Below are 22,847 nucleotides of genomic sequence, written 5' to 3'. Positions count from 1 at the left end.
AAAATGCTGCTGGTTACAAGAAGGAACCGACCATTATGGAAGGAATTCACCATGTCTCCCTCGAACCACCCCCGCATGGGGGCGCGCGCGTGGAGCGCGCTGTTCGTCCTGGCGGGGGCCGTCTTCCTGGAAGGCATCGACGTGGCCATGCTCAACGTGGCGCTGCCGTCGATCCGCGCCGACCTCGGCCTGTCCACCGGCACGCTCAGCGGCGTGGTCAGCGCGTACGTGCTGGGTTACGGCGGTTTCATGCTGCTGGGCGGCCGGGCCGCCGACCTGCTCGGCCACCGCCGCATGTTCCTGACCTGGCTGACGGTGTTCCTGCTCTTCTCCGGGCTGGGCGGCCTGGCGACCGAAGGATGGATGTTGCTGGTCGCCCGGTTCGTCACGGGGGTCGCCGCCGCGTTCATGGCGCCCGCCGGGCTGGCGCTGGTCACCGGCAACTTCCCCGAGGGCCCGCAGCGCACCAAGGCGCTCGGCGTGTACGCCGGGACCGCGGCGGGCGGCTTCTCGCTCGGCCTGGTCGCCGGCGGCCTGCTGGCCTCGATCGGCTGGCGCTGGGTGTTCTTCGCCCCCGTGGTGTTGTCGGCGGTGATCCTGCTGGCCGCCGTCCCGCTGGTCAAGGACTCCGGCGAACGGGTGCGGGGCTCGTTCGACCTGGCCGGGGCGCTGACCATCACCGGCTCGATGTTGCTGCTCGTGTACGGCGTGGTCCGCCTGGAGGCGCCCGCGGACGGCTCCGGCGCCACCGTCGCGACGTTCGCCGCCGGGCTGCTGCTGCTCGCCCTGTTCGTGCTGATCGAACGCCGCTCGTCCAACCCGCTGGTCCGGCTGGACATCCTGCGCTCGGGGCCGCTCGTCCGGGCCAACCTCGGCGCGCTGCTCTTCCTGGCCTCGTTCGCCGGGTTCCAGTTCCTGGCCACGCTCTACCTGCAGGAGGTTCGCGGCTGGAGCACCCTGCAGACCGGCCTGGCCATGCTGGTGATCGGCATCGACACGGTGCTGGCCCCCACGCTCACGCCGCGCCTGGTGAACAGGTTCGGCAACGCCCGCGTGCTGTTCGCCGGGATCGTGCTGTCGGCGCTGGCGTACGCGCTGTTCCTGCCGGTCGGCCCGGACTGGACGTACGCCGCCATGCTGCCCACCATGCTCCTGCTCGGCCTGGCCTTCTCGCTGACCTACGGCCCGCTGACCATGGCCGCGACCGAGGGCGTGGCGGAGGACCGGCAGGGCCTGGCCGGCGGCCTGCTCTACACGGCGATGCAGTTCGGGACCGCGCTCGGCCTGTCGGCGGTCACCGCCGTGAACGTGGCCGCGCTCGGCGGGGGCGCCGCGCCGACCCTGGACTCTCTGCGGATCGCCCTGGCCGTCCCGCTGGCCGTCGCGGTGGCGGCGGTGCTGGTGACCGCGTTCGGCCTGCGTGCCCGCGCCGCCGCCGCGCCCGTGGAGAGCCCGGTGCCCGAGACCGTCGGCTAGGACGGGTCCGCCCCCGGCTCCTTGCGCACCCGGGAGATCTTGTCGGGGTTCGCGACCGTGTAGATGTCGCGCACCTGCGACCCGTCGGAGGTCAGATCGACGACCATGACGGCGAACGGCGCGTTCTCCACGAACACCACCGCCGACGGGTCCCCGTTGGTCTCCCGGTACTGGATGTCCAGCCCCTCCATCGGCTGGGCGGTGCGCGCGACGAGCAGCCGGGCCACCTTGTCGCGGCCCCGGACCGGACGCGGCCCGCCCACCACGGACTTGCCGCCGCCGTCGGCCCACAGGGTCACCTCCGGCGCCAGCAGCTCCATCAGCGCGTCGAGGTCGCCGCCGAACGCCGCCGCCACGAACCGCTCGGTCACCTCCTGCTGGACGTGCGCGTCCACCCGGTAACGCGGACGCCGGGCCTGCACGTGCTCGCGGGCCCGGTGCGCGAGCTGGCGTACGGCGGCGGGGCTGCGGCCGAGCATGCCGGCGATCTCGGTGTGCTGGAAGGCGAACACCTCGTGCAGGACGAACACGGCCCGCTCCAGCGGGGTCAGCGTCTCCAGCACCACCAGCAGGGCCAGCGACACCGACTCGCCCCGCACCACGTCCTCCGCCCCGTCGGCCGGCCCGTCAGCCGCGGTGACCAGGGGTTCGGGCAGCCACGGCCCGACGTAGGTCTCGCGGCGGCGGCGCAGCGCCGACTGGTGCGCGAGCGCCTGGTTCACGGCGATGCGCACCAGGTAGGCGCGCGGGTTGCCGATCTCGTCCGGGTCCCGCGACGACCAGGCCAGCCAGGTGTCCTGGAGCACGTCCTCGGTGTCGGAGACGCTGCCGAGCATGTTGTAGACGATGGAGAACAGCAGCTCCCTGTGGCCGCCGAAAACGTCCGTCATTCCAGGCATCATGTCCTTTGAGAGCCTTTGTGGCCCCCGGGTGTGACATGGACTGCGTCACACCAGGTAACGCAGCCACAGGTACGGCGTCGCCAGCGCGACCGTCGTCGCGGTGACGATCAGACCGTACTTCGTGAACTGCCAGAAGCTGATCGGGGTGCCGTTGCGGGCGGCGATGCCGAGGATGACCACGTTCGCCGCCGCGCCCACGGCGGTGGCGTTGCCGCCCAGGTCGGCGCCGAGCGCCAGGGCCCACCACAACACCTGCGCCGGCCCCTCCCCGCCGTTGGCCTGGACGAGGTCGGCGACGATCGGGCTCATGGTGGCCACGTACGGGATGTTGTCGACGATGGCGGAAAGGCCCGCCGAGGCCCACAGCAGGACCATCGTGGTCAGCCCGAGCTGACCGTGCGTGGCCTGCGCGGCGGCCTGGGAGACCTGGGCGATGACCCCGGTCTCCACCAGCGCGCCGACCATGACGAACAGCCCCGCGAAGAACACCAGCGTGGGCCACTCGACCTCGGCGATCGCCTCCTCGGTGGTCACCTTGGTGAGCGCCACCAGCACGCCCGCGCCGAGCAGCGCCACCACCGACGGCTCGTAGTGCAGCACGGGATGCAGCACGAACGCCGCCATCACCACCGCGAGCACGGTCAGCGACTGCCACAGCAGCCGGCGGTCGGCGATGGCCTCGCGCTCGTCGAGCGTCATGATCTCGGCCGCCAGCTCGGGGTCGTAGCGGAACGACCGGCGGAACATCACCCGGCACAGCCCGATGAAGACCACGAGCAGCACCACGATCAGCGGGGCGAGGTGGGCGAGGAAGTCGTTGAAGGTCAGCCCGCCGCGGCTGGCGATGATGATGTTGGGCGGGTCGCCGACCAGGGTGGCGGTGCCGCCGATGTTGGAGGCCATCGCCTCGGCGATGAGGAACGGCGCCACCGGCAGCGCCAGCCGTTCGCAGACCAGGAACGTCACCGGCGCGATCAGCAGCACGGTGGTCACGTTGTCCAGCAGCGCCGACGCGCCCGCGGTGATCAGGATCAGCAGCACCATGAGCCGGAACGGGCGCCCCCTGGCCCGTTTGGCGGCCCAGATGGCCAGGAACTCGAAGACGCCCGTCTGTTTCAGCACGCCGACGATGACCATCATGCCGAGCAGCAGGAAGATGACGTTCCAGTCGATGCCGGTGTGCTCGTCGAAGAAGGCCGCGCCGCCGTCGGTGGCGTGCAGCACCAGCATGATCCCCGCGCCGCCGAGCGCGGCGGCGACCCGGTGCACCTTCTCGGTGGCGATCAGCGTGTACGAGACGAGGAAGACGGCGACCGCCAGCCACGCGGTGACGGTCACGGCGGACCGCCCGGGAAAGCCTTCAAGGAGAACTCCACGATCGACGACAGAATCGCCGACCAGACTTCCCGGCACACCTCAGGACAACTTACCAAGAGGCGCGGCCGGACGGGACCGGCGGACTGGCCGCCCGTACGGGGCCAGGCGCCGGTCGCGCCCGGTGGGGTGGCTGCTCAGCCGACGCTGAACTGCCCCTTGAAGCCCGCGTGCAGGACGCTGCCGGACGAGCCCGAGACGCACGTGCCCGAACCGCCGAGCAGGTAGGTGTCGAACCGGCCGGTGAACGTCCTGCCCCTGAACGGCCCGGACTGGATCGTGCCCGACACCTTGGCCGTGTCGTGCACGACCTCGACGATGCGCGCGCTGGCCTTGCTGGTCTGCCTGGCGCCCTTGATGGTCCAGTCGATGGTGACCGTGCCGGCGCCCGCGGGCGCGGCGGTCCCGGCGGCGGCGGCGCGGTCGCGGATGACGCCGTCGGACTGCCCCCAGCGCTCGCGGTCGTAGACGACGCGGTCGGCCAGGTTGCGCTCGTCCTGGTCGTGGACGATGCGGTCGGCCAGGCTGCGGCCCTCGCGGTTGTAGACGATGCGGTTGGACAGGCTGCGGTCCTCGGCGTCACGGTCGCCGAACACGCGGTCGAAGGCGTTGCCCTCGCCGGACGGGCGTCCCCTGGTGATGGTGCGTCCGCCGCAGCTCGGGTTCACGCCGTTGAAGCTGGCTCTGAGCCGTGCCGCGGTGACGCCCGTGCCGCTGCGGTCGACGCAGTTCCACGGCTCCCGGCGGCTGACGGAACGGTCCAGGTGCAGCAGCCGCTGCGCCCCGGGAAGGTACTGTGCCTCGCCGGACACGGTGCAGGAGATCACGGCCGCGGCGTGCGCGGCCCCCGGGACGACGGCCGGAGCCAGTACGGTCAGCCCGGCGGCGGCCAGGGCGGGCAGTGACGTGGCGAGAGTAGGCATGAGACTGCTCCTTTTCGAGGCAGGACGGGTCGGCGCATCGGGCCGGCCTGTCACGACAGGACGGGTCGACGCGAGCCGGCCGGGCCCGCCATCGCTCTCCGGTGAGAGGTCCCGATCTCGGACGCTACGAGGCGAACCGCAAACATCGCCCCAAATGGCCGCCCGTGGCGTCCCAGATGTACGGACTCACCCCTGCCTGTCCGCCCCCAGCCGCTCCGGCAGCGCAGGCGCGGAAGCCCGGCAGCCGGAGCAGGCGATCAGAGGAGGTCGTGCGCGCGGGCGGCGGCGGCCGCCTGCGTACGGGTGGAGACCTCCAGCTTGGCCAGGATGTTGGAGACGTGCACGCTCACCGTCTTCTGCGCGATGAACAGCCGCCCGGCGATCTCCTTGTTGGTCAGCCCCTCGGCGACCAGCCGCAACACCTCGACCTCGCGCGCGGTGAGCCCGCCCTCGGCCTGCCCGCCGCCGAACCTGGCCCGCCTGCCGAACTCCGTCAGCGCGGCCTCCAGCGGCGCGGCCCGCAGCCGGCCGGCCGCCTCCTTGGCGAGGGACCACTCCTCCTGCGCCGCCTCCCGCTCACCGGCCGCGAGCAGCGCCTCGGCCAGCCGCCAGCGCGCCCTGGCCACCTCGTAGACGAAGCCGAAGTCGAACGCCGCGACCACCTGGCGCCACAGCCCGACGTCGAGCCGCCCGTGGAGGCGGTGCCAGTCGGCCTCCACGCGCAGCGCCCACGCCTGGCCCTCGGGACCGAGGTGGCCGCCGTCGCCGGTCGGCCCTCTCGTGGCGGCGAACCGGGCGCGGGCCAGCAGGTCGTCGGCCCCCTCGGTGGTGCCCAGCTCGGCCATCGCCCACAGGCTGACGGCGGCCAGCCGCAGCGTGCCCGACTCGCCCTCGTCGAGCGTGGCCATGGCCGCGTGGGCGTGGTCGAGCGCGGCGGCCGGGTCGCCGTTCCACAGGGCGTGCTCGGCGGCCATGCCCCGCGACATGTACGTCGCCAGCGGGTCGTGCCAGAACGGGCGCAGCCACCCCAGCCGCGCCTCGACCGCCGGCAACCCCCGACCCACCTCGATGAACAGGGCGAAGGACGACAGGATGGCCTCCGGCAACGTGCCCACCCGCGCGCCGAACCCGGCGGCCACCGCCTCCGCGGCGTCCCACTCGCCCGCGACGTAGTGGATGAGCAGGCGCAGGAAGCGCAGGTCGGTGCCGTAGGTGCTCCAGTTGAGGCCGGTGTGGACGGCCAGCTTGATGCCGTCGTCGGCGACCTCGGCGGCCTGGGCCGGCAGGCCCTGCTCGTAGAGGATGCGGGCGTGGTGGAAGCGGGCCCGCAAGTCCATCGCCAGGTCGCCGGTCTCCCGGGCGGAGGCGCTCTCGACCAGCGAATGGGCGCGGGCGACGTCGCCCCGCTGCTCGACGTAGCTGGCCAGCGTGAGCAGCGCGCCCACCTCGGCGTCGACGGCGCCGCAGGCGCGGGCCGTCTCCAGGGCGCGCGCGGTCAGCGGCTCGACCTCGTGGTGGCGCGGCGTCCACAGCAGCGTGCGGGCCTGCGTGGCGAGGGCACGGGCGAGGCTCGGCTCGTCTTCGGCGCTCTCGACCGCGCGTTCGGCCGCCGCGATCGCGCCGGGCGGGTCGTTGGTCTCGAAGAGGTAGTACGCCAGCCGCTCCGCCACCTCGGAGGTCGAGGGCAGCGCGCGCAGCCGGTGGACGGCCCGGTGGTTGTCGCCGCTGTCGGCCGCCGCGACGGCGCTGCGGAAGGCCAGCGCGACCCGGCTCTCCCCGGCCAGGCCTGCGGCGTCCTCGACGCGGTCCCACAGGCCGAGCGCCTGGTCGTAGTGGTTGTGGGCCTCGGCGGGCGCACCCAGCCGCTCGGCCTCGCGGCCCGCCTGCGCCGAGGCCGCCAGCGCCCCGGCCAGGTCGTGGCTGGCGAGGTGGTGGTGGGCCAGCTCGGCGGGCGAGGTGAGCAGCCGGGCGAAGTCGGCGTGCAGCCGCGTGCGCTCGCCGGGCAGCAGGTCGGTGTAGACGGCCTCCTGCAGCAGGGCGTGGCGGAAGGCGTAGCCGTGGCCCTGCACCTTGAGCAGGCCGCGCGAGACGATCTCCCTGACCGCCTCCTCGAACTCGGCGAGCGGCAGCCCCGCCACCTCGCGCAGCAGGTCGTCCTCCACCCGGCGGCCGGCCACCGCGGCGGCGCGCAGCACCCGCTGCCCGGCCTCGGACAGCACCTCGACCCGCGACAGCAGCAGGCTGGCCAGCCCGTCGGGCAGGCTGTCGCCCTCGGACATGGCCGCGAACAGCTCTTCGGCGTAGAACGGGTTGCCCTCGGCGCGCGAGACGATGAGCCCGAGCTCCTGCGCGTCCACCTGCCCCAAGGTGGTGACATAGTCCGACATTTCGCCGGATTCCAGCGGGCCGAGCTCCACGTTCGTCACCGACGGCAGCCGCTTCAGCTCGGCCAGCACCGCGCGCAGCGGATGGCGGCGGTGGAGGTCGTCGGTGCGGTAGGTGCCGGCCACGCAGACGCGCTCGCTCTGGAGCATGCGGCTGAGGAAGACCAGCAGGTCGCGGGTGGAACGGTCGGCCCAGTGGAGGTCTTCGATCACGAACAGCACCGGCTGGACGTCGGCCAGCAGCCCGAGCAGCGACCCGAACAGCCGCTGCTGGGTGAGCCCGGCCGACGGCGCCCCGCTCTCCCGGCCCGGCAGGAGCTGGCCCAGCATGGGATGGGCGGCGACGGCCTCGCGCACGCCGGGCTCGGCCCCGCGCAGCGCGTCGGCCAGCGGCAGGTAGGGCAGCGCGTCGCCCAGCTCGGCGCACTGGCCGACCATGACGTGGAAGCCGCGCTCGCGCGCCTCGGCGACCAGCTCGCCGACCATGCGCGTCTTGCCGATCCCCGCGTCGCCGCCGACGAGCGCGACCCCGGCCGTGCCGTCGGCCGCGGACTCCAGCACACGCACGAGCTTGGACAGCTCGGCCGAGCGCCCGACGAGAAGACCGTTCACGCCAGCAAGTGTGCCACGGGCCTGTGACATTCCATTGGTCCGCCCGGCCGCCCCGGGATTGGCCCTCATCGTCGAACCGGACCCGCTCTACGCTGCTCTTTCGTGATCTCCTTGACGACTTTCGTGCTCTTCACGACGGCCTCGCTCGCCCTGGTGCTCGTCCCCGGCCCCAACCACCTCTACATCGCCGCCAGGGGCCTGGCCCAGGGCAGGGCCGCCGGGCTGGCCAGCGCGCTCGGCGTGGAGACCGGGACGCTGGTGCACATCGCCGCCGCCGCGGCCGGGCTCTCGTACGTGATCTCGCGGTCGGCGACGCTGTTCGCGGTCGTCAAGTGGGCGGGCGTGGCCTACCTCGTCTACCTGGGCGTGCGCGCCTTCACCGCCAAGGAGGCGCAGGCCGGGACGCCGCCCGTGCAGCCGCTGGCCAAGGTGTTCCTCGAAGGGGTCCTGGTCAACGTGCTCAACCCCAAGGTGGCGCTGTTCTTCGTGGCGTTCCTCCCGCACTTCGTGGACCCCGGCGCCGGCTCGCCGGCGCTGCAGATCGTCGTGTTCGGCCTGACGCTGCTGCTCCTGGGGTTCGTCTCCGACGTCGTGTACGCCCTCACCGCCGGCACCCTCGGCACCCGCCTGACCAGGGGCGCCAAGGCTCTGCGGTACGTCAGCGGCGTCGTCTACCTGGGGCTCGGCGTGGCCATGGCGTTCGCCGGGAGAAAATGACCTATGGCGCCGAGGAAGCAGCAGGAGATCTTCGACGCGACCCTGTGGATGGTCGCGGAGAAGGGCTACGACGGGCTCACCGTCGAGGGGGTCGCCGAGCGCTCGGGGGTCAACAAGACGACGATCTACCGGTGGTGGCCGTCCAAGGCGGCGCTGCTGGGGGCCGCGCTGGTCGAGTCGGACGTGCTGGCGTTCGAGCCGCCGGACACCGGGTCGTTCCGCGGCGACCTGGTGGCGCTGGTCGAGCAGGTCGGGCGGCTGCTCACCGAGCCGCCCGGCAGCGACATCGCGGTCGCGGCGCTGGCCGCCGTCGTGCGCCATCCCGAGCTCGACGTCCGCCGGTTCTTCGCCGACCGGTTCGCGCGGGAACGCGTGGTGTTCGAGCGCGCGGTGCGGCGCGGTGAGCTGAGCGCGTCCGCCGACCCGTTGCTGATCATGGATCTGCTGGCCGGGGCCGTGTGGATGCGCACGGTCTTCCGCGGCCTGCCGCTGCCCGGCGGCTTCGCCGAGAAGGCCGTCTCGGCCCTGCTCGACGCCTTCTGAGCATTGGCAGGTCAGCCGGCGGCGGCGAGGGCGGCCGGGATGCGGTCGAGCACCGGGTGCGGCACCAGACCGTAGGCGTAGAAGTCGACCGCCAGCGCGCCCGCCGCCTTCGCGCCCCTGGCCTTGGCCACCAGGCGGTCGGTGGAGTCGCTGTCGGGGTAGCCGGGCCGCAGCACCGCCCGCACCTCGCGGTCCTTGCCCACCGACCGCAGGTACGCGCCCACGTCGTCGGCCACCCGCGCCGCGTCCCGCGCGTACGCCAGCACGCCGAAGGCGGGCACCAGGTCGCCCAGCGCCACCAGGTCCACGCCGAGCTGCCAGGCGTCGTGGGCGGCCAGGCCCGGCGTCGGCAGGCCGTCCCGGTAGCCCTTCACCGCGCCGGTGGAGTCGATGAAGACCAGCTTGGAGCCCTCTTCCGCGACCGCCGACGACACCTCGGAGACCAGCGTGGTGACGGTCTCCGAGCGCGCCCGCGCGTACGCCACCACCTCGGGCCCGGCGTAGGCGGTGAGCGCCGCCCTGGTCACCTCGCCCTGCGCGGCCGGGTCGCCGTCGAAGACGCCGCCCACGATCCGCGCGCACTCCTCGCGCGCCACCTCGGCGTTCACGCCCAGGTCGGTGGCCCGGCGCATGCAGTAGTCGCAGAAGCAGAGCCCGAACAGGAACGTGTCCATGGGGCCGAGCTGCACGAACGAGCGCTGCGGCTGGACCGGCGTGAAGTGCAGCGCCTCGGCGACCACGCTCTCGACGCCCAGCCGGGCCACCGCCCTGGCCAGCGCGACGGAGTATGCGCGCACGTCGGGATGGGCCGGGCACAGGTCGACGAGCGAGCCGCGGTCGCCGAAGCAGTCGCGCACGGTCACGTCGGGGTGCTCGTTGCCGAGCGTGGCGTTGCGCAGGAAGACCGTCCAGCCGTGGAGCTTCAGGCCGCGCCCGGCGCACGCCTCGCGCAGCCCGTCGAGGGCGTGGACGTGGCCGGGCACGGGGGCGAGCCGCAGCCCGTCGAACAGCTCGGCCGGCGGGGTGAAGTGGGCGCCGTCGTGCCTGACGGTCAGCCGGGACAGTCCGTGCGGGGTGACGTCGCGCGCGGCGTGGTGGACGGCGCCGACCGTGACCCCGCCCACGCCGTACGCGCTGATCCTGTCGAGCACCCGCTCGACGCCCTCACCGTGCAGGTCCTCGGCGAAGACGTATACCGAACTGTCCACGTGCAGACCTTACGCGCTCTTGTGCGCGACGAAGTCGATCTCCACCAGGATGTTCATGAGCTGCGAGCCCACCGTCGTCCGCACCGGGTACGGCTGGGTGAAGTACGACTTGTACACCTCGTTGTACGCGGCGAAGTCCTCCTTCACGTTCTGGAGGTGGACCGTCGACTTGACGACGTCGTCGAAGCCGAGGCCGTGGGCGGCGAGGATGGCCCCGAGGTTCTTCATGACCTGGTGGGTCTGGGCGGCCACGTCGTCGCCGACGATCTCGCCGGTGTGCGGGTCGAGCGGGCCCATGCCGGAGGTGAAGACGAAGTCGCCCACCACGAGCCCCTGGGAGTACGCCCCGACCGGCGCGGCGCCCTCGGTGGTCTTGAGCTCTTTCTTCACGGAATCTCCCTAGAAATCGGTGTGAATCGTGCCGACGACACGGTAATCCCGGTCCACCAACGGCAGCACGCGCCACTTGTCGAACGCGGTGCACGGATGTGAGATCCCGAAGGCCAGCAGGTCGCCCGGCTTGAGCCCGTCGGCCCGGACGACGGTGTGCTGGTCCTGCATCTTCGTGATCGTGACGCCGCTGCGGCGCGGCACCGGCAGGCCCTCGTCGTAGGGCGCGTCGCGCTTGCCCATGCCCACGATCGCGAGGCCCGGCTCGGGCGTGGACAACACGTGCGCCCACACCTCAAGGGCCGGCCGCAGCTCGCCCTCCATCCGGTTGAACGGCGTGCGCTCCCGGTAGTAGCCGTCGTCGTGGGTGACGTACGCGCCGCTGCGCAGCAGGATCCTGGCGTGCGTGGTGACCAGCTCCCGCCCGATCACGTCGAACCACTGGCTGCCGCCGATCGTCAGGATCGGGGTGCGCACGCGGACGTGCTCGACGGCCTCCTGCAGCCCGCCCAGGTACCGCCGCACCTCGTCGGCGCTCTTCAGCGCCCCTTCGTACCCGGCGACGCCGGCCAGCTCGACGCCGGGCGTCTCCTGCGCGTACGCGGCCACCTTCAGCAGCTCGTCGAGGGTGCGGCAGCCGGCTCGTCCGCCTTCGTGCCCGAGCTCCACCAGCACCCGGAACGGCCGGGTCGAGGCGTGCCGGGCGAGGATGTCCACCCCGGCCTCGGAGTCGACGAAGCTGAGGAACTCGAAGGCGGGGTCGCGGTCGAGCTCTCCGGCTGCCCAGGTCAGCCCGGCGGTGTCGACGACCTGGTTGGCCACCATGATCCGGTCGCCGCCGTAGCCGCGGGCGATCCTGGCCTGCCGGGTCGTGGCGACCGTCAGCCCCCAGGCGCCCGCTTCGAGCTGCATCGCGGAGATCTCTGGCGACATGTGCGTCTTGACGTGCGGAGCCAGCTCCATGCCGTGGTCGCGGGCGAAGGCCGCCATCGTGGCCACGTTGTGCTCCAGCGCGTCGCGGTGCACGATCATCAGCGGAAAGCCGAGCTCGCCGTCGAGGACGGACTGCCCAAGGATCACCTGCACGACACCCCCTTTTATCCGCGTCTGACCTTATCCCAGGCGGGATCAGCGTGATCGAAGCGCCCGTCCTGGATTGGCCCCGGTCAGCTCGCCACCGATCAGCACCCGCACGCCGGAGACGAGCACGTCGTCCACGCCGTGCGCGGGGGTGCGCGGATCGGCGTACGTCGACCGGTCCGACACCGTGAGCGGGTCGAACACCACCAGGTCGGCGACGTGTCCGGCGCGTACCAGCCCGCGCCGGTCGAGCCCGAACCGCCGGGCCGGGTGGGAGGCCAGGTGCACGACCGCCTGCTCCCACGTCCAGTCGCCCAGCTCGCGGACGTGCCGGCCGAGGAACCTGGCGAAGGCCCCGAACCCGCGCGGATGCGGATGACCGCCCACGTAGATGCCGTCGGAGCCGCCGGTGTGGGAGGGATGGCGCAGGATCCGGCGTACGGACTCCTCACCCGCCGGGCCCTCGTCGGGACGCGCGGAGACGCACCCGGCCTCCAGCCGCGTCGCCACCAGCAGGTGGCGGCAGAAGGCGGCGGGCGTCATGCCGGCCCGCTCCGCGGCGTCCGGCAGGGCGAGCCCTTCGGCCCATTCCAGGCCCGGCGCGTGGGAGACGGTCAGCCGGGGGTAGACCTCGCCGAGCCCCGCCCACCAGTCGTCCAGCTCGGGCGAGGCGATCATCTCCAGCGCCGCGTCGGTGTCGGCGCCCGGCACGGACGGCGGCAGCACCACCATGGCCAGGATCGTGCTGCCGCGCAGGTAGGGGTAGGTGTCGAAGGTGAGGTCGACGCCGTCGTCGTGAGCCCTGCCGACCAGCGGCAGCAGCACGTCGGCCGGCCCGTGCAGGTGGGAGACGTGCACGGCCGCGCCCGAACGGCCGGCGATGTCCACGACCTCCGCCATGCCGACCCCGGCGTTCGCGCCGTAGGCCCGCATGTGGGTGACGTACGGCAGCCCGCCGAGCGGCGCGCACAGGGCGGCCAGCTCGGCGGCGTCGGCGTAGCGGCCCGGCAGGTACTCCAGCCCGCTGGACAGCCCGACCGCGCCCTCGGACAGGCCGCGCTCGACCCGCTCGACCATCGCGGCCAGCTCCGCCCGCGAGGCCGATTCCGGCGACGGCCCGAGGACGTCGTAGCGGATCGTGCCGTGCGGCAGCAGGTAGGCCGTGTTCAGCGCCACCGCGCGGTCGTAGCCGTCGAGCAGCTCGGCCACGCTCAGCGGGCCCTCGTGCAGGGCGCCGTTGACGGCGGCGAAGTAGCGGGAGGCGTAGGCGACGGTCTCCGCCGACCCCGGCGCGAAGGACAGACCATCCTGTCCCAGGACGAACGTGGTCACCCCCTGCCGCAACGCCGCAAGCTGCACGGCCGGGTCGAACACGGCCGCGTCGCCGTGCGCGTGGCAGTCGACGAAGCCCGGCGCGACGAACCGGCCGGTCGCGTCGATCATCGTCCCGGCCTGCGCGCCGCCCAGCCTGCCGACCGCCGCGACCTCGTCGCCCGCGATGCCCACATCCGCCCGGTACGGCGGCGCGCCCGTGCCGTCGAGCACCCGGCCGCCGCTGATGACTACGTCGAACCTCACACCAAGATTCAATCAGAGCCGCGCGAGGACGCCGATGGGCACGTGATCGAGCGGACGACGGGCCGCTCGGCCAGCAGGTCCCTGGCCCGCGCACGGGCGAGGTTCCAGCCGTTCCACGGGTCGGGACGGTCGAGCCCGTTGGCGCGGACCACGTCGGCCAGCACGCAACTGCGCTGCGGCTCGGGCAGCCGGTCGAGCGCGGGCACGGCCTCCGCGCCGAGGTCGCCCAGGTAGTCGGAGTCCATGTTGGTCACGCCGCGCACCTCGACCTGGGTCTGCGCGACCTGCAGATCGGGGTTCACCATCGCGAACGCCCCCAGGCCGAGCCCGGTGACCAGGACGATCGTGCGCGGCAGCCAGCCGGAGCCGCGGCCCGCCAGGCGTACCGCCCCGGCCAGCAGCACCAGCGCGAACAGCGCGCCCAGCCACCACACCGTCGCCTGCACCGAGATCCGCAGCCGCGACAGGCCGTAGGCGTCGGTGTAGAGGCTCATCCGGTGCAGGGCCGAGACCAGCACCACCATGGTCAGCCCGCACAACACGCCGAGCATGACGGCCAGCAGCCAGCGCTCGCCGCGCTCGGTCCGCAGCAGCCCCCCGGCCACCGCGACGATGCCCAGCACGAACACGCTGACCACCACGAGCTGGAAGAACCCCTGCCTGGCGTACTCGGCGTAGGTCAGGCCCGCCGTCCGCAGCACCCAGCCGTCGCCGCCGAACAGCACCCTGATCTGGACCGCCACGAACGCCGTGAACAGCAGGTTCACCGCGACCAGCGGAACCAGCCACACGCTCCTGCTCACGCCGAGCTTGTGCTCAGGACCGACCGGGTCGATCACCGGCCGCAGCGCGACCAGCACCGTGGCGGCCAGCAGCACGGCGGCGAACCCGAAGACGAAGATCCGCGAAGGCACCGAGTCGGCCCAGGCCGGGGTGCTGGTCAGGCGCTCGACGTACGCGGCGAACACCGCGTCGGCCGAGGCGAACAGCAGCCCGAACACCAGCACCAGCACGACCGTGATGCCGAGCCCCGCGAGCACCGGCAGGATCCGCCGCCTGGCGGTCAGCTTCCGCAACGGCCCGGCGAGGAACCACGGCACCGGGCCGAGCGCGAGCACCACGGACATGCCGCCCCTGATCACGCCCAGCCATCCCGCCCCCGCCCCGGACACCGCCAGCGCGCCCAGCCCGGCCCCCGCCATGAGCAGGATCGCGACCAGCCAGTCCGCGTCGCGCACGGCCGTCATGGAGATCAGCCAGTACGCCGTCATCCCGAACGCCAGCGTCCAGGGGGTCATCCTGCGCAGCACGGCCGGCAGCGCCGCCGCGCCGAGCACCATGGCGACGAGCACGATCCCCAGCCCGACCTGCGCGTCGGGCAGTGCCACGGCGGCGAACACGCCCGCGCCCGCGGCGGCCGGCAGCAGCCAGCGCGGCGGGGCGGGCAGCTCGGGCCTGGGAAAGAGCGGCGGCGGCACATAAGCCTGCCCACCCCCGCCCCCTGCCCGCCCGGCCCCCTGATAGGCGGCCTCCTGATGCGCTGCCCCTTGATAGGCGGCACCCTGGTGCGCGGCGCCCTGGGGCGCGGCGCCTTGATAGACGGCACCCTGGTGCGTCGCGGTCTGGTAGGCGGCCTGGTAGGCCGCCGTCCTGCGTGCTGAGCCCGCGCCCAGCGCCATGCCGAGCGCGCCGCCCAGGGCGGTCACCATGACGAGGGTGACGAGCGCGAGGCCGTCGCCGACCGTCATCGAAACCAGCACGGCCGCGAACAGACCGCCCAGGAACCCGACGATCAGCCCGAGGACCCCGCCACCAACCATCCTGGCCAGCCCCCCGCTCCCAACCCCCGCCGGAGCCGCCCCCGCCGACGTGGGCTGCGCCGGACCGCCCGCTCCATACCCCCCGCCTCCCACCGGCACCCCGGCCCCCGCCGCCCCCCCGGGCCGCGTCAACGCCCCGGACCACGCGGGCACGCCGCCCCCTGCCGTGGCAGCGATCCCCACGGGCACGCCGGCCCCTGTGGCGGTACCAGACACTGCGGGCACGCCGCCCCCTGCCGTGGCGCTGCTGGGGACGCCGGCCTCTCCGGACACGCCAGACCCTGTGGCGGCACCGGCCCCTGCCGGTACGCCGACCCCTGTGGTGGCGCTGGATCCTGTGGAGATGCCAGACCTGCCGGGCAAGCCGGCCCCTGCGGGGATGCCGGAGACTGCGGGGATGCCGGAGACTGCGGGGATGCCGGAGACTGCGGGGATGCCGGCCCCTGCGGGGATGCTGGAGCCTGTGGCGGCACCAGTCGCTGCGGTGGCGCCAGCCGCTGTGGGGATGCCGGTTCCTGTAGGGATGCTGTCCCCCGTGGGCGCCCCAGCCCCTGCGGAGGCCCCAGGCCCTCTGGGGGCGCTGGACCCTGCGGGTGCGTCGAGCCCTCTGGGGGTGCCGGAGGCCGGGAGCGGGCCGGGGTCCGTCATTGCCGGGGCGGGCGGCGCGTCCTCGGCCGCGGCCGGCCGGACCGGCGTTCCCGAGGCAGCCGCGCCCTCCCTTGCCGTCGGGCCCTCCTCCGCCGTCGCACCGTGAGCGCCCGTCGCGCGCTCCCCCGCCGTCGCGCGCTGCGCGCCCATCGCGCCCTGACCGGCCGCCGTGCCCTGAGCCGCCGTCGCGCCCTGAGCCGCCGTCGTGCCTTCAGCCGCCATCTGGGGCGCCAGGGTGCCGGGAGCCGGGGTGGGGGCGGCGTGGACGGCGTCGCCTGCGTGGAGGGCGGCGGCTGGGGGGAGCGGGCCTCTCAGGTGGTCGTCGTGGCTCCGGTTCGCCCCCGTGTCGAACGGTGTGTCCGTCATCGTCGTCCTTCCTGGTAGATCGACGACCATGCGGCACCCCGCGCACTCGTCGATGCGGATCGACCCCCCGTGCAGCTCCACGACCTCCTTGACGATCGCCAGCCCCAGCCCCGCGCCCCCGGAGTCGGCCGCGCGCCCCGCGTCCAGCCGGGAGAACCGTTCGAACACCCGCCCCCGGGCCGCCGCCGGGATGCCCGGCCCCTGGTCGGCCACCACCAGCCGAGCCCCGTCCCGCTCCGCACCGCACGCCACCGTCACCACGCCCCCGGGAGGGCTGTGCCGTACGGCGTTGTCCAGCAGGTTCGCCAGCACCTGCGCCAGCAGGTCGGGATCGGCCCGCACCCCCAGCCCGGCGGGCACCGACGCCTCGATCGTGACGTCCTCACGGGCCAGCGACGCCTCCCGCACAGCCTGCTCGACCAGCGGCGCCAGCGCGACGGCCTCGGGCTCGATCAGCCGGACGCCGGAGTCCAGCCTGGACAGGTCGAGGAGCTGGGCGACCAGGCGGCCGAGCCGTTCGGTCTGGGCGAGCGCGGTCCTCATGGTGACCGGGTCGGGCGCGGAGACGCCGTCCACGACGTTCTCCAGCACCGCGCGCAGGCCGGTGATGGGGGTGCGCAGCTCGTGGCTGACGTTCGCGACGAGCTCGCGCCGCTGCCGGTCCACCTCGCCGAGGTCGGCGGCCATCGCGTTGAACGCCCTGGCCAGCTCGCCCACCTCGTCCCGCGAGGTGGCGCTGACCCGCAGGCCGTAGCTGCCCTTGGCGATCGTCTGGGCGGCCCTGGCCATCTGGCGCAGCGGCTTGGTCATGCCCATGGCCAGCACCTGGACCATGATCAGAGCGAGGATGACCGCGACCACGATCCGGACGTCCCGGGTGAACCCGGCGTTCAGCCCGACCTCGTTCACCACGAACGCGGTGCCCACCGCCAGCACGATGACGATGCCCAGCTTGACCTTGATGCGGCCGAGGAAGTCGAGCGGCCTCATTGCCGGACCAGGGCGTAGCCCACGCCGTGGACGGTGCGCACCACGTCGGAGCCGAGCTTGCGGCGCAGCGCGCGGACGTGGCTGTCCACGGTCCTGGTCGCGGCGGCCTCGGAGAAGCCCCACACGTCCGACAGCAGCCGGTCGCGCTCGAAGACCTGCCCGGGGCGCTCGGCCAGCCGCCGCAGCAGGTCGAACTCGGTCCTGGTGAGCTGGGCCTCGATCCCGCCCACGAACACCCGGCGCGCGGCCGTGTCGATCTCCACCTCGCCCACCCTGATCACCGTGTCCTCGACGGCGAGCTGGGCGGCCCGCTCGACCCGGCGCAGCAGCGCGTGGATCCTGGCCACCAGCTCGCGCATGCTGAACGGCTTGGCCAGGTAGTCGTCGGCCCCCACCCCCAGCCCGACCAGCACGTCGGTCTCCTCGCCGAGCGCGGTCAGCATGAGGACGGGCACGGGCCGCGCCGCCTGCATCCTGCGGCACACCTCCAGCCCGTCCAGACCGGGCAACAGCCGGTCGAGGATCACCAGGTCGGGCTCCGCCTTCCCGTACTGGACGAGGGCGTCCTGCCCGTCGCCCGCCACCCGGACGTCGAAGCCCTCGGCGGCCAGCCTGTTCCGCACGGCCAGTGCGATCGTCACATCGTCCTCGACCACGAGGACACGCCGCTGCTCTGCCACGTACGAAAGCCTAGAAGTGCGCTGTGCAGACGACACTCCATAATTTGTGCACATCTGGTGCAGACTTGCCGCGTGAACACCGCTGGCTACCTCAGCCGTCTGGGCCTGTCCCACCTGATAGACGCCCCCGCGAGCGCCGAGGGCCTGCGCGCGCTCCACGTGGCGCACGTCGAGAAGGTCGCCTACGAGGCGCTGGAGATCTGGCTCGGCCGTCCCACCTCCCTCGATCCCGTCGAGTCCGCCGAGCGCATCATCAGGGGCCGCGGCGGCTACTGCTACCACCTGAACGGCGCCTTCTCCGAGCTGATCAGGGCCCTCGGCTACGACGTCACCAGGCACGTCGGCGGCGTGCAGAACCCCGGCAGCGAGCCCGGCGTCACCGGCAACCACCTCGTGCTGACCGTGCGGGGCCTGCCGAGCCAGGACAACCCGGGCGGCGAGTGGCTGGCCGACCTCGGCCTCGGGGACGGCGTGCACGAGCCGCTGCCGCTGGTCGCGGGCGCGTACCGGCAGGGGCCGTTCACGTACGTCCTGCGGCCGTCGCAGGTCGCGCCCGGCGGGTGGCGGTTCGACCATGACCCGAGCGGTTCGTTCGTGGGGATGGATTTCGAGCGGACCCCGACAGAGATGTCCGCTTTCGCTGATATGCACAGCCATTTGTCGACGTCACCGTCGTCGGGGTTCGTGCGCACCGCCGTCGTGCAGAGGCGCGACGCCTCGGGCGTGGACACGCTGCGCGGGCTCGTCCTGACCCGCGTCGGCGCCGGCAGCCACTCGATCACCCTGGACACGGCGCGCGACTACTTCGCGGCGCTGGCCGACGTGTTCTCGCTGACCTTCGACGACCTGACCGACCAGGACGAGGAGCGGCTGTGGAGCAGGCTGCACGACGCCCACGAGGCGTGGCTGACCGGCCGGACCGCGTGATGGCCGGGCGGGCCGGGCGAGCGCTATCGTGCACTCGACATGGCTGAGACCAGGAAGCTGGCCGGGCGCTACCGGCTGCTCAACCCCCTGGGCGCGGGGTCCGTACGGCTGGCCTTCGACGAGACGGAACACCGCGACGTCGCGGTCAGGGAGCTGCGCATCCCGCCCGAGTTGCGCGAGTCCGCGCTGCACGAGGCGCGCAGGGCCGCGGGGCTGCGGCACGCCTCGATCGCCCGGGTGCTCGGCGTGCTGGTCGAGGACCGGGTGCCCTGGCTGGTCATGGAGTTCGTCTCGGGGGTGTCGCTGGAGCAGGCCGTACGCGCGCGGCAGCCGCTGCCCGTCGTCCAGGTGGCCAGGATGGGCGTCTGCGTGTTGTCGGCGCTGTCCGTGGCGCACGCGGCCGGGATCGTCCATGGGCAGGTCAGCCCCGGGAACGTGCTGCTGACCGGCACCGGGAGGGCGGTGCTCACCGGGTTCGGGGTGCCGAGCCTCAGCATGCGGCCCTCGGCCGACCTGTGGTCGCTGGCGGCCACGCTGCACTTCGCCGTCGAGGGCCGCCCGCCCGGCCAGGTGCCCGCCGAGGGCGCCGACCCGCTGCGGTCGCTGATCCGCGCCATGCTGCATCCCGCCGGGTCGCCGCCGGTGGAGGTGGTCCGCGAGACGCTGGAGAGACTGGCTCTCGACCAGCCGCTCGACCAGGTCGTCCGCGCCCTTGGACCGCTCCCGCCCGCCGAGGTGGCCGAGATCGGGCTCGCCCTGCTCGACCAGCTCCAGGCCATGGGCGGGCGGCACGGGGCGGTGCAGCCGAGCGGCGTGCTCATCTCCGACCAGGGGCGGGCCACGCTGGTCGCGCCGCTGCGGTCGGGCACCGTCCCGGCGTACACGGCTCCGGAGGGGGTGGCGAGCCCGGCCGCCGACCTGTGGTCCCTGGGGGCGACCCTGTTCATGGCCGTGGAGGGGGTGCCGCCCGCGCCGGGGGCGTCGCTGGCGCGGGCCGGGGCGCTGGCTCCCGTCCTGGTGCGCCTCCTGTCCGGCAATCCGGCCGACCGTCCCGCCCCCGAACTTCTCCGGCACGAGCTGCGGGCGGTCATGGGCCCACGCCGATGACCCGCGTGCCCGTCCTGCCGCGTCCCGTCGACGCCGCCACGCGGGACGCCGGCCGGTGGTGGCCGGTCGTGCCCGCGGCCGTCGCCGCGGCGGCCGGGTTCTGGGGGCTCTCGGGGCCGTCGTTGTGGCGGGACGAGTCGGTCAGCGCACTGGTCGCGCGCATGCCGTTCGGCGAGCTGCGCCGTTTCCTGGCCGACCTCGACGCCGTCCACGCCCTCTACTACCTGCTCCTGCGGCCCTTCGCCGCGCTTCCCTGGCCGCCGGAGATCGCCGTCCGGCTGCCCTCGGTGCTCGCCTTCACGGCCGCCGCGCTCGGGGTCGCGGCCCTGGGCCGCCGCCTGGCCGGCACCCCCGCCGGCCTGTACGCCGGCCTGCTGTACGCCCTCACCCCCATCGCCGCCCGGTACGCCCAGGAGGCCCGCTCGTACGCCCTGGTGAGCGCGGTCGCCGTGCTGGCCACGTGGCTCCTGGTCAAGCTGCTCGACCGTCCCGGCGCGGGGGTCTGCGCGGCCTACGGCGCGAGCGTGGCGCTGCTCGGCTGGCTGCACCTGTACGCCCTGCTGCTCGTCCCCGCCCACCTGCTCACCGCCTGGCTGCCCGCCCTCCGCCGCCGGCTCACCGCGAACCCGATGCCCGCCGTCGTTCGGTCGTCGGTGGCGGTCGGCGCGGCGGGCGCGGCGCTCGTGCCGCTGCTCGTCCTGGCCGCCGGTCAGCGGGACGCCCAGGTCTTCTGGCTCAGGACCCCCGGCTGGGCCGAGCTGGCCGCCTTCCCCGGCGAGGTCGCGGGGGCGGGCGCGGTCGTGCTGTTCGCCGCCGCGCTATGGGGAGCCGTACGCGCCCCGGCCGTGGCGGTGTGGGCGGTGCTGCCGGTGGCGCTGTCGTTCGCGATCTCCCAGGTCCAGCCCGTCTACCATCCGCGTTACGTGCTCTTCGCGGTCCCCCTGCTCGCGGTGCTCGCCGGGATCGGCCTGGCCGGGGTGCGGTGGCGGGCCGTGCCGGTCGCCGTCCTGGTGCTGTTCGCCGTGCTCGTGTTCCCCGCGCAGGCGGCGATGAGGCAGCCCGCCGCCCGTCCCGACGACCTGCGCGCGCTGGCCGCCACGCTGGCCGCGGAGGAACGTCCGGGCGACCGGGTGTTGTTCGTGCCGCAGCGCTTCCGGCTGTTCGTGGCCGTGTACGGCGCCCCGTACGACCGCCTGACGGACCTCACCCGCGCGCCCGGCGCGCCCGGCCCGCGCACGGCCGCCGAACTGGACGCGGCCCTCAAGGGCGTGGACCGGGTCTGGCTCGTCTCCCCCAGGATCGGGACGAAGTACGCCGACGACGAGCGCTACCGCACCCTCAAAAGAACGCTCGTCCCAGGACAGACCCGCACATACGGCTCGATCCACCTCACCCTCTGGTCCCGCAACAATTGAGATACATCGCGTCATGGAACCTCAGGCACGGGTCCACTCGTTGAACGGGCGACGCAGAATGTGGGAGAGGCGGGGCGCGGGCTCCGCGTTCGGAGGAAGCCAGGGATGTCGCCAGTTCAGAAGTACGTCATCGGCGCAGGCGCCGCGGTTCTGCTCTCGCTGATCTTCTTGCCGGGCTGGATCACCCTGCTGGTGGTGCTCGGCGCGGTCGCGGCGCCGGTGGTCGGCTACCTCATGCTCGACCCGTCGCAGCGCGAGCGGCTCAAGCGGGCCCGCAGGCGCGGGATCGGCGGCTGAGGCCCGCGGGCCGCGGCGGGGGTCGTCAGGCCCTCGCCGCGCTCAGCTCCGACCGCACCCGGCCGTGCACCCTGCGCTCCACGTAGAACGACAGGAACGGGACCGTGCCGCCGAGCATGACCCCGAGCATGTACGGCCAGCTCCAGCGTGCCTTCATGCCCAGGTTCATGACGGTGATGAGGTAGATCATGTACAGGCCGCCGTGGATGGGCGCGACGATCTTCGACAGCTCGGCGGCGCCGAAGCCGTAGCGCAGCACCATCGCGACGCACAGGATGAGCAGCATGACGCCGACCACGTAGGCGAGCACCCGGAAGGGCTTGAGAGCCGATTCCACCGTTAACCTTCCAGAACCATCTCGGGGGACTTGTCGCGGTCCCGATCCGCCCGTACGGCGTCGCGTACGAAGTGGAACCACATGAAGACGGCGAATCCAGCGAAGATCCACCAGTTTGCGGCATAAGCCAGGTTACGCCAGGTCAGCGTGCCACCGACCTCCGGCGGCCGGACCTTCACCTGCGTGAGCGAGCCGGACGGCGGCTGGGCCACCAGGAAACCGGTCCGCAGCTTCTGGCCGGTCCACAGGTTGATCAGCTCGCCGGTGGACACGGTCTGCACCTGCCCCGGAGGCAGCCCCTCCGCCCGCCGCTGGACGCTGTCGGTGCCCTGCTGGCCCCGCAGCCGCCCGTGCACCGTGACCCGGCCCTGCGGCACGGCGGCGACGCCCGGATCGTCCGCCTCGGCCGCCCAGCCGCGCACGACCGGCATCAGCGTGCCGTCGTCGAGCCTGATCGGGGTGAGCACCCAGTAGCCGTGGCCGCGTGAGACGTTGCCGCCGGGGGCGTCGACGTCGGGCCGCCGGTCGGCGACCAGGAGCTGCCGGGCGGCCTCGTACGTGCCCTCGGCGGCCACCCTGCGGCCGACGGCCTCGCCGTCCATCTGCCCGCCCACCTGGGCCAGCGTGGCGACGCCCACCGGGGCCGGATCGACGGCCGCGTGCGGCTTGCCGGAGTCCTGGAACACGCCGAGCTGCCAGCGGCCGAGCAGGATGAAGGCGACGAGGACCCCGATCGTCAGCAGATGCAGCCCCACGACGCGGGGTGAGAGCAGGGTCCGGAGCATGCCTCAAAGCTATCCGCCGGGTGGAGTGGTCCCCTCATCAGCCCATGCCTATAGGTAGTGGCAAAGGGGTGCAAATGGACCATGCCATCGCGCTAGGCTGCTGGCCATGTCTGACCAGCATATCGATCCCGCGGGCAACACCCAGCAGTTCCGCGCCTTCGCGCAGCGCCAGGAGCAGGAGGCCGCGGCGGCCCCCAAGAAGTCGCCGCTGCTGCCGATCCTCGCGGTCGCCGTGGTGATCGTGATCATCGGCGTCGCCGCCTTCCTGCTGCTCCGCTAGCACCCAAC

The 22,847-nt window shown here is 73.3% G+C and carries 20 protein-coding genes; 8 read left to right on the top strand and 12 right to left on the bottom strand.

Annotated features, from left to right (window positions below; genetic code table 11):
- Positions 1–51: 51 nt before the first annotated feature.
- Positions 52–1,476 (top strand): MFS transporter, encoded by a 1,425-nt coding sequence (locus ACWEJ6_RS03875; protein ID WP_452421031.1) that lies wholly within the window; start codon positions 52–54, stop codon positions 1,474–1,476.
- Here the strand turns inward: ACWEJ6_RS03875 and sigJ are convergent.
- From sigJ to ACWEJ6_RS03855, 4 genes are all read right to left on the bottom strand, one after another.
- Positions 1,473–2,366, bottom strand: a complete 894-nt coding sequence (gene sigJ, locus ACWEJ6_RS03870; protein WP_452421029.1) for an RNA polymerase sigma factor SigJ — start codon at positions 2,364–2,366, stop codon at positions 1,473–1,475. The two genes, ACWEJ6_RS03875 and sigJ, sit on opposite strands and share 4 nt — an antisense overlap.
- 57 nt (positions 2,367–2,423) lie before the next feature.
- The gene (locus tag ACWEJ6_RS03865; protein ID WP_387668567.1) at positions 2,424–3,716 is read right to left on the bottom strand and encodes an ArsB/NhaD family transporter; all 1,293 of its coding nucleotides are present in this window, start codon (positions 3,714–3,716) and stop codon (positions 2,424–2,426) included.
- 173 nt (positions 3,717–3,889) lie between these two features.
- Positions 3,890–4,675, bottom strand: coding sequence for a hypothetical protein (locus ACWEJ6_RS03860; protein ID WP_452421027.1), 786 nt, complete (start codon positions 4,673–4,675; stop codon positions 3,890–3,892).
- Between the two features lie 257 nt (positions 4,676–4,932).
- Positions 4,933–7,671, bottom strand: a complete 2,739-nt coding sequence (locus tag ACWEJ6_RS03855; RefSeq protein WP_452421025.1) for a helix-turn-helix transcriptional regulator — start codon at positions 7,669–7,671, stop codon at positions 4,933–4,935.
- Positions 7,672–7,773: 102 nt separating this feature from the next.
- Between ACWEJ6_RS03855 and ACWEJ6_RS03850 the strand changes: the two genes are divergently transcribed.
- Complete coding sequence (locus ACWEJ6_RS03850; RefSeq protein ID WP_387668574.1) at positions 7,774–8,388, top strand: LysE family translocator; 615 nt, start codon at positions 7,774–7,776, stop codon at positions 8,386–8,388.
- 3 nt (positions 8,389–8,391) lie between these two features.
- The gene (locus tag ACWEJ6_RS03845; protein ID WP_452421022.1) at positions 8,392–8,931 is read left to right on the top strand and encodes a TetR/AcrR family transcriptional regulator; all 540 of its coding nucleotides are present in this window, start codon (positions 8,392–8,394) and stop codon (positions 8,929–8,931) included.
- A gap of 11 nt (positions 8,932–8,942) precedes the next feature.
- Here ACWEJ6_RS03845 and ACWEJ6_RS03840 read toward each other — a convergent pair whose 3' ends face one another.
- From ACWEJ6_RS03840 to ACWEJ6_RS03815, 6 genes are read right to left on the bottom strand one after another with little or no spacing between them, the layout of a single operon-like run.
- Positions 8,943–10,139 (bottom strand): hypothetical protein, encoded by a 1,197-nt coding sequence (locus ACWEJ6_RS03840; protein ID WP_397164864.1) that lies wholly within the window; start codon positions 10,137–10,139, stop codon positions 8,943–8,945.
- A 9-nt stretch (positions 10,140–10,148) separates the two neighbouring features.
- Entirely contained in the window at positions 10,149–10,529 is a 381-nt protein-coding gene (locus ACWEJ6_RS03835; protein ID WP_352349473.1) for a RidA family protein, read from the bottom strand.
- Positions 10,530–10,538: 9 nt separating this feature from the next.
- Positions 10,539–11,615 (bottom strand): alanine racemase, encoded by a 1,077-nt coding sequence (locus ACWEJ6_RS03830; protein WP_364325493.1) that lies wholly within the window; start codon positions 11,613–11,615, stop codon positions 10,539–10,541.
- Between the two features lie 42 nt (positions 11,616–11,657).
- A complete protein-coding gene (locus tag ACWEJ6_RS03825) occupies positions 11,658–13,187 on the bottom strand; it encodes an N-acyl-D-amino-acid deacylase family protein (RefSeq protein ID WP_452421019.1) in 1,530 nt (509 codons plus the stop codon).
- Between the two features lie 8 nt (positions 13,188–13,195).
- Positions 13,196–17,011: a DUF4153 domain-containing protein gene (locus ACWEJ6_RS03820; protein WP_452421017.1), complete on the bottom strand. Its 3,816-nt coding sequence runs from the start codon at positions 17,009–17,011 to the stop codon at positions 13,196–13,198.
- A complete protein-coding gene (locus tag ACWEJ6_RS03815) occupies positions 17,008–17,691 on the bottom strand; it encodes a response regulator transcription factor (protein WP_387668586.1) in 684 nt (227 codons plus the stop codon). Before ACWEJ6_RS03815 ends, ACWEJ6_RS03820 begins: the two co-directional genes overlap by 4 nt.
- A 72-nt stretch (positions 17,692–17,763) precedes the next feature.
- On the opposite strand from ACWEJ6_RS03815, the gene ACWEJ6_RS03810 reads away from it, so the two are divergent.
- From ACWEJ6_RS03810 to ACWEJ6_RS03795, 4 genes are all read left to right on the top strand, one after another.
- The gene (locus tag ACWEJ6_RS03810; RefSeq protein WP_358282964.1) at positions 17,764–18,618 is read left to right on the top strand and encodes an arylamine N-acetyltransferase family protein; all 855 of its coding nucleotides are present in this window, start codon (positions 17,764–17,766) and stop codon (positions 18,616–18,618) included.
- Positions 18,619–18,657: 39 nt separating this feature from the next.
- Positions 18,658–19,725 carry a protein kinase domain-containing protein gene (locus ACWEJ6_RS03805; protein ID WP_387668590.1) on the top strand — a complete coding sequence of 356 codons (1,068 nt, stop codon included), beginning with the start codon at positions 18,658–18,660 and terminating at the stop codon, positions 19,723–19,725.
- Positions 19,722–21,140, top strand: coding sequence for a glycosyltransferase family 39 protein (locus ACWEJ6_RS03800; RefSeq protein WP_452421014.1), 1,419 nt, complete (start codon positions 19,722–19,724; stop codon positions 21,138–21,140). The genes ACWEJ6_RS03805 and ACWEJ6_RS03800 overlap by 4 nt, the downstream gene beginning before the upstream one ends.
- Positions 21,141–21,245: 105 nt before the next feature.
- Positions 21,246–21,437: a hypothetical protein gene (locus ACWEJ6_RS03795; protein ID WP_352322643.1), complete on the top strand. Its 192-nt coding sequence runs from the start codon at positions 21,246–21,248 to the stop codon at positions 21,435–21,437.
- 25 nt (positions 21,438–21,462) lie between these two features.
- Here ACWEJ6_RS03795 and ACWEJ6_RS03790 read toward each other — a convergent pair whose 3' ends face one another.
- Both ACWEJ6_RS03790 and ACWEJ6_RS03785 read right to left on the bottom strand, forming a co-directional pair.
- Positions 21,463–21,774 (bottom strand): DUF3817 domain-containing protein, encoded by a 312-nt coding sequence (locus ACWEJ6_RS03790; protein WP_352349459.1) that lies wholly within the window; start codon positions 21,772–21,774, stop codon positions 21,463–21,465.
- A gap of 2 nt (positions 21,775–21,776) precedes the next feature.
- Positions 21,777–22,559, bottom strand: coding sequence for an SURF1 family protein (locus ACWEJ6_RS03785; RefSeq protein WP_452421012.1), 783 nt, complete (start codon positions 22,557–22,559; stop codon positions 21,777–21,779).
- Positions 22,560–22,665: 106 nt separating this feature from the next.
- Here ACWEJ6_RS03785 and ACWEJ6_RS03780 point away from each other — a divergent pair, with 106 nt between their 5' ends.
- Positions 22,666–22,839, top strand: a complete 174-nt coding sequence (locus ACWEJ6_RS03780; RefSeq protein ID WP_357990759.1) for a hypothetical protein — start codon at positions 22,666–22,668, stop codon at positions 22,837–22,839.
- Positions 22,840–22,847: the final 8 nt, after the last annotated feature.

This window comes from Nonomuraea sp. NPDC004702, assembly GCF_053601695.1.
Note: the sequence above shows the minus strand (reverse complement) of the source record. Positions and strands in the feature narration are given on the sequence as shown.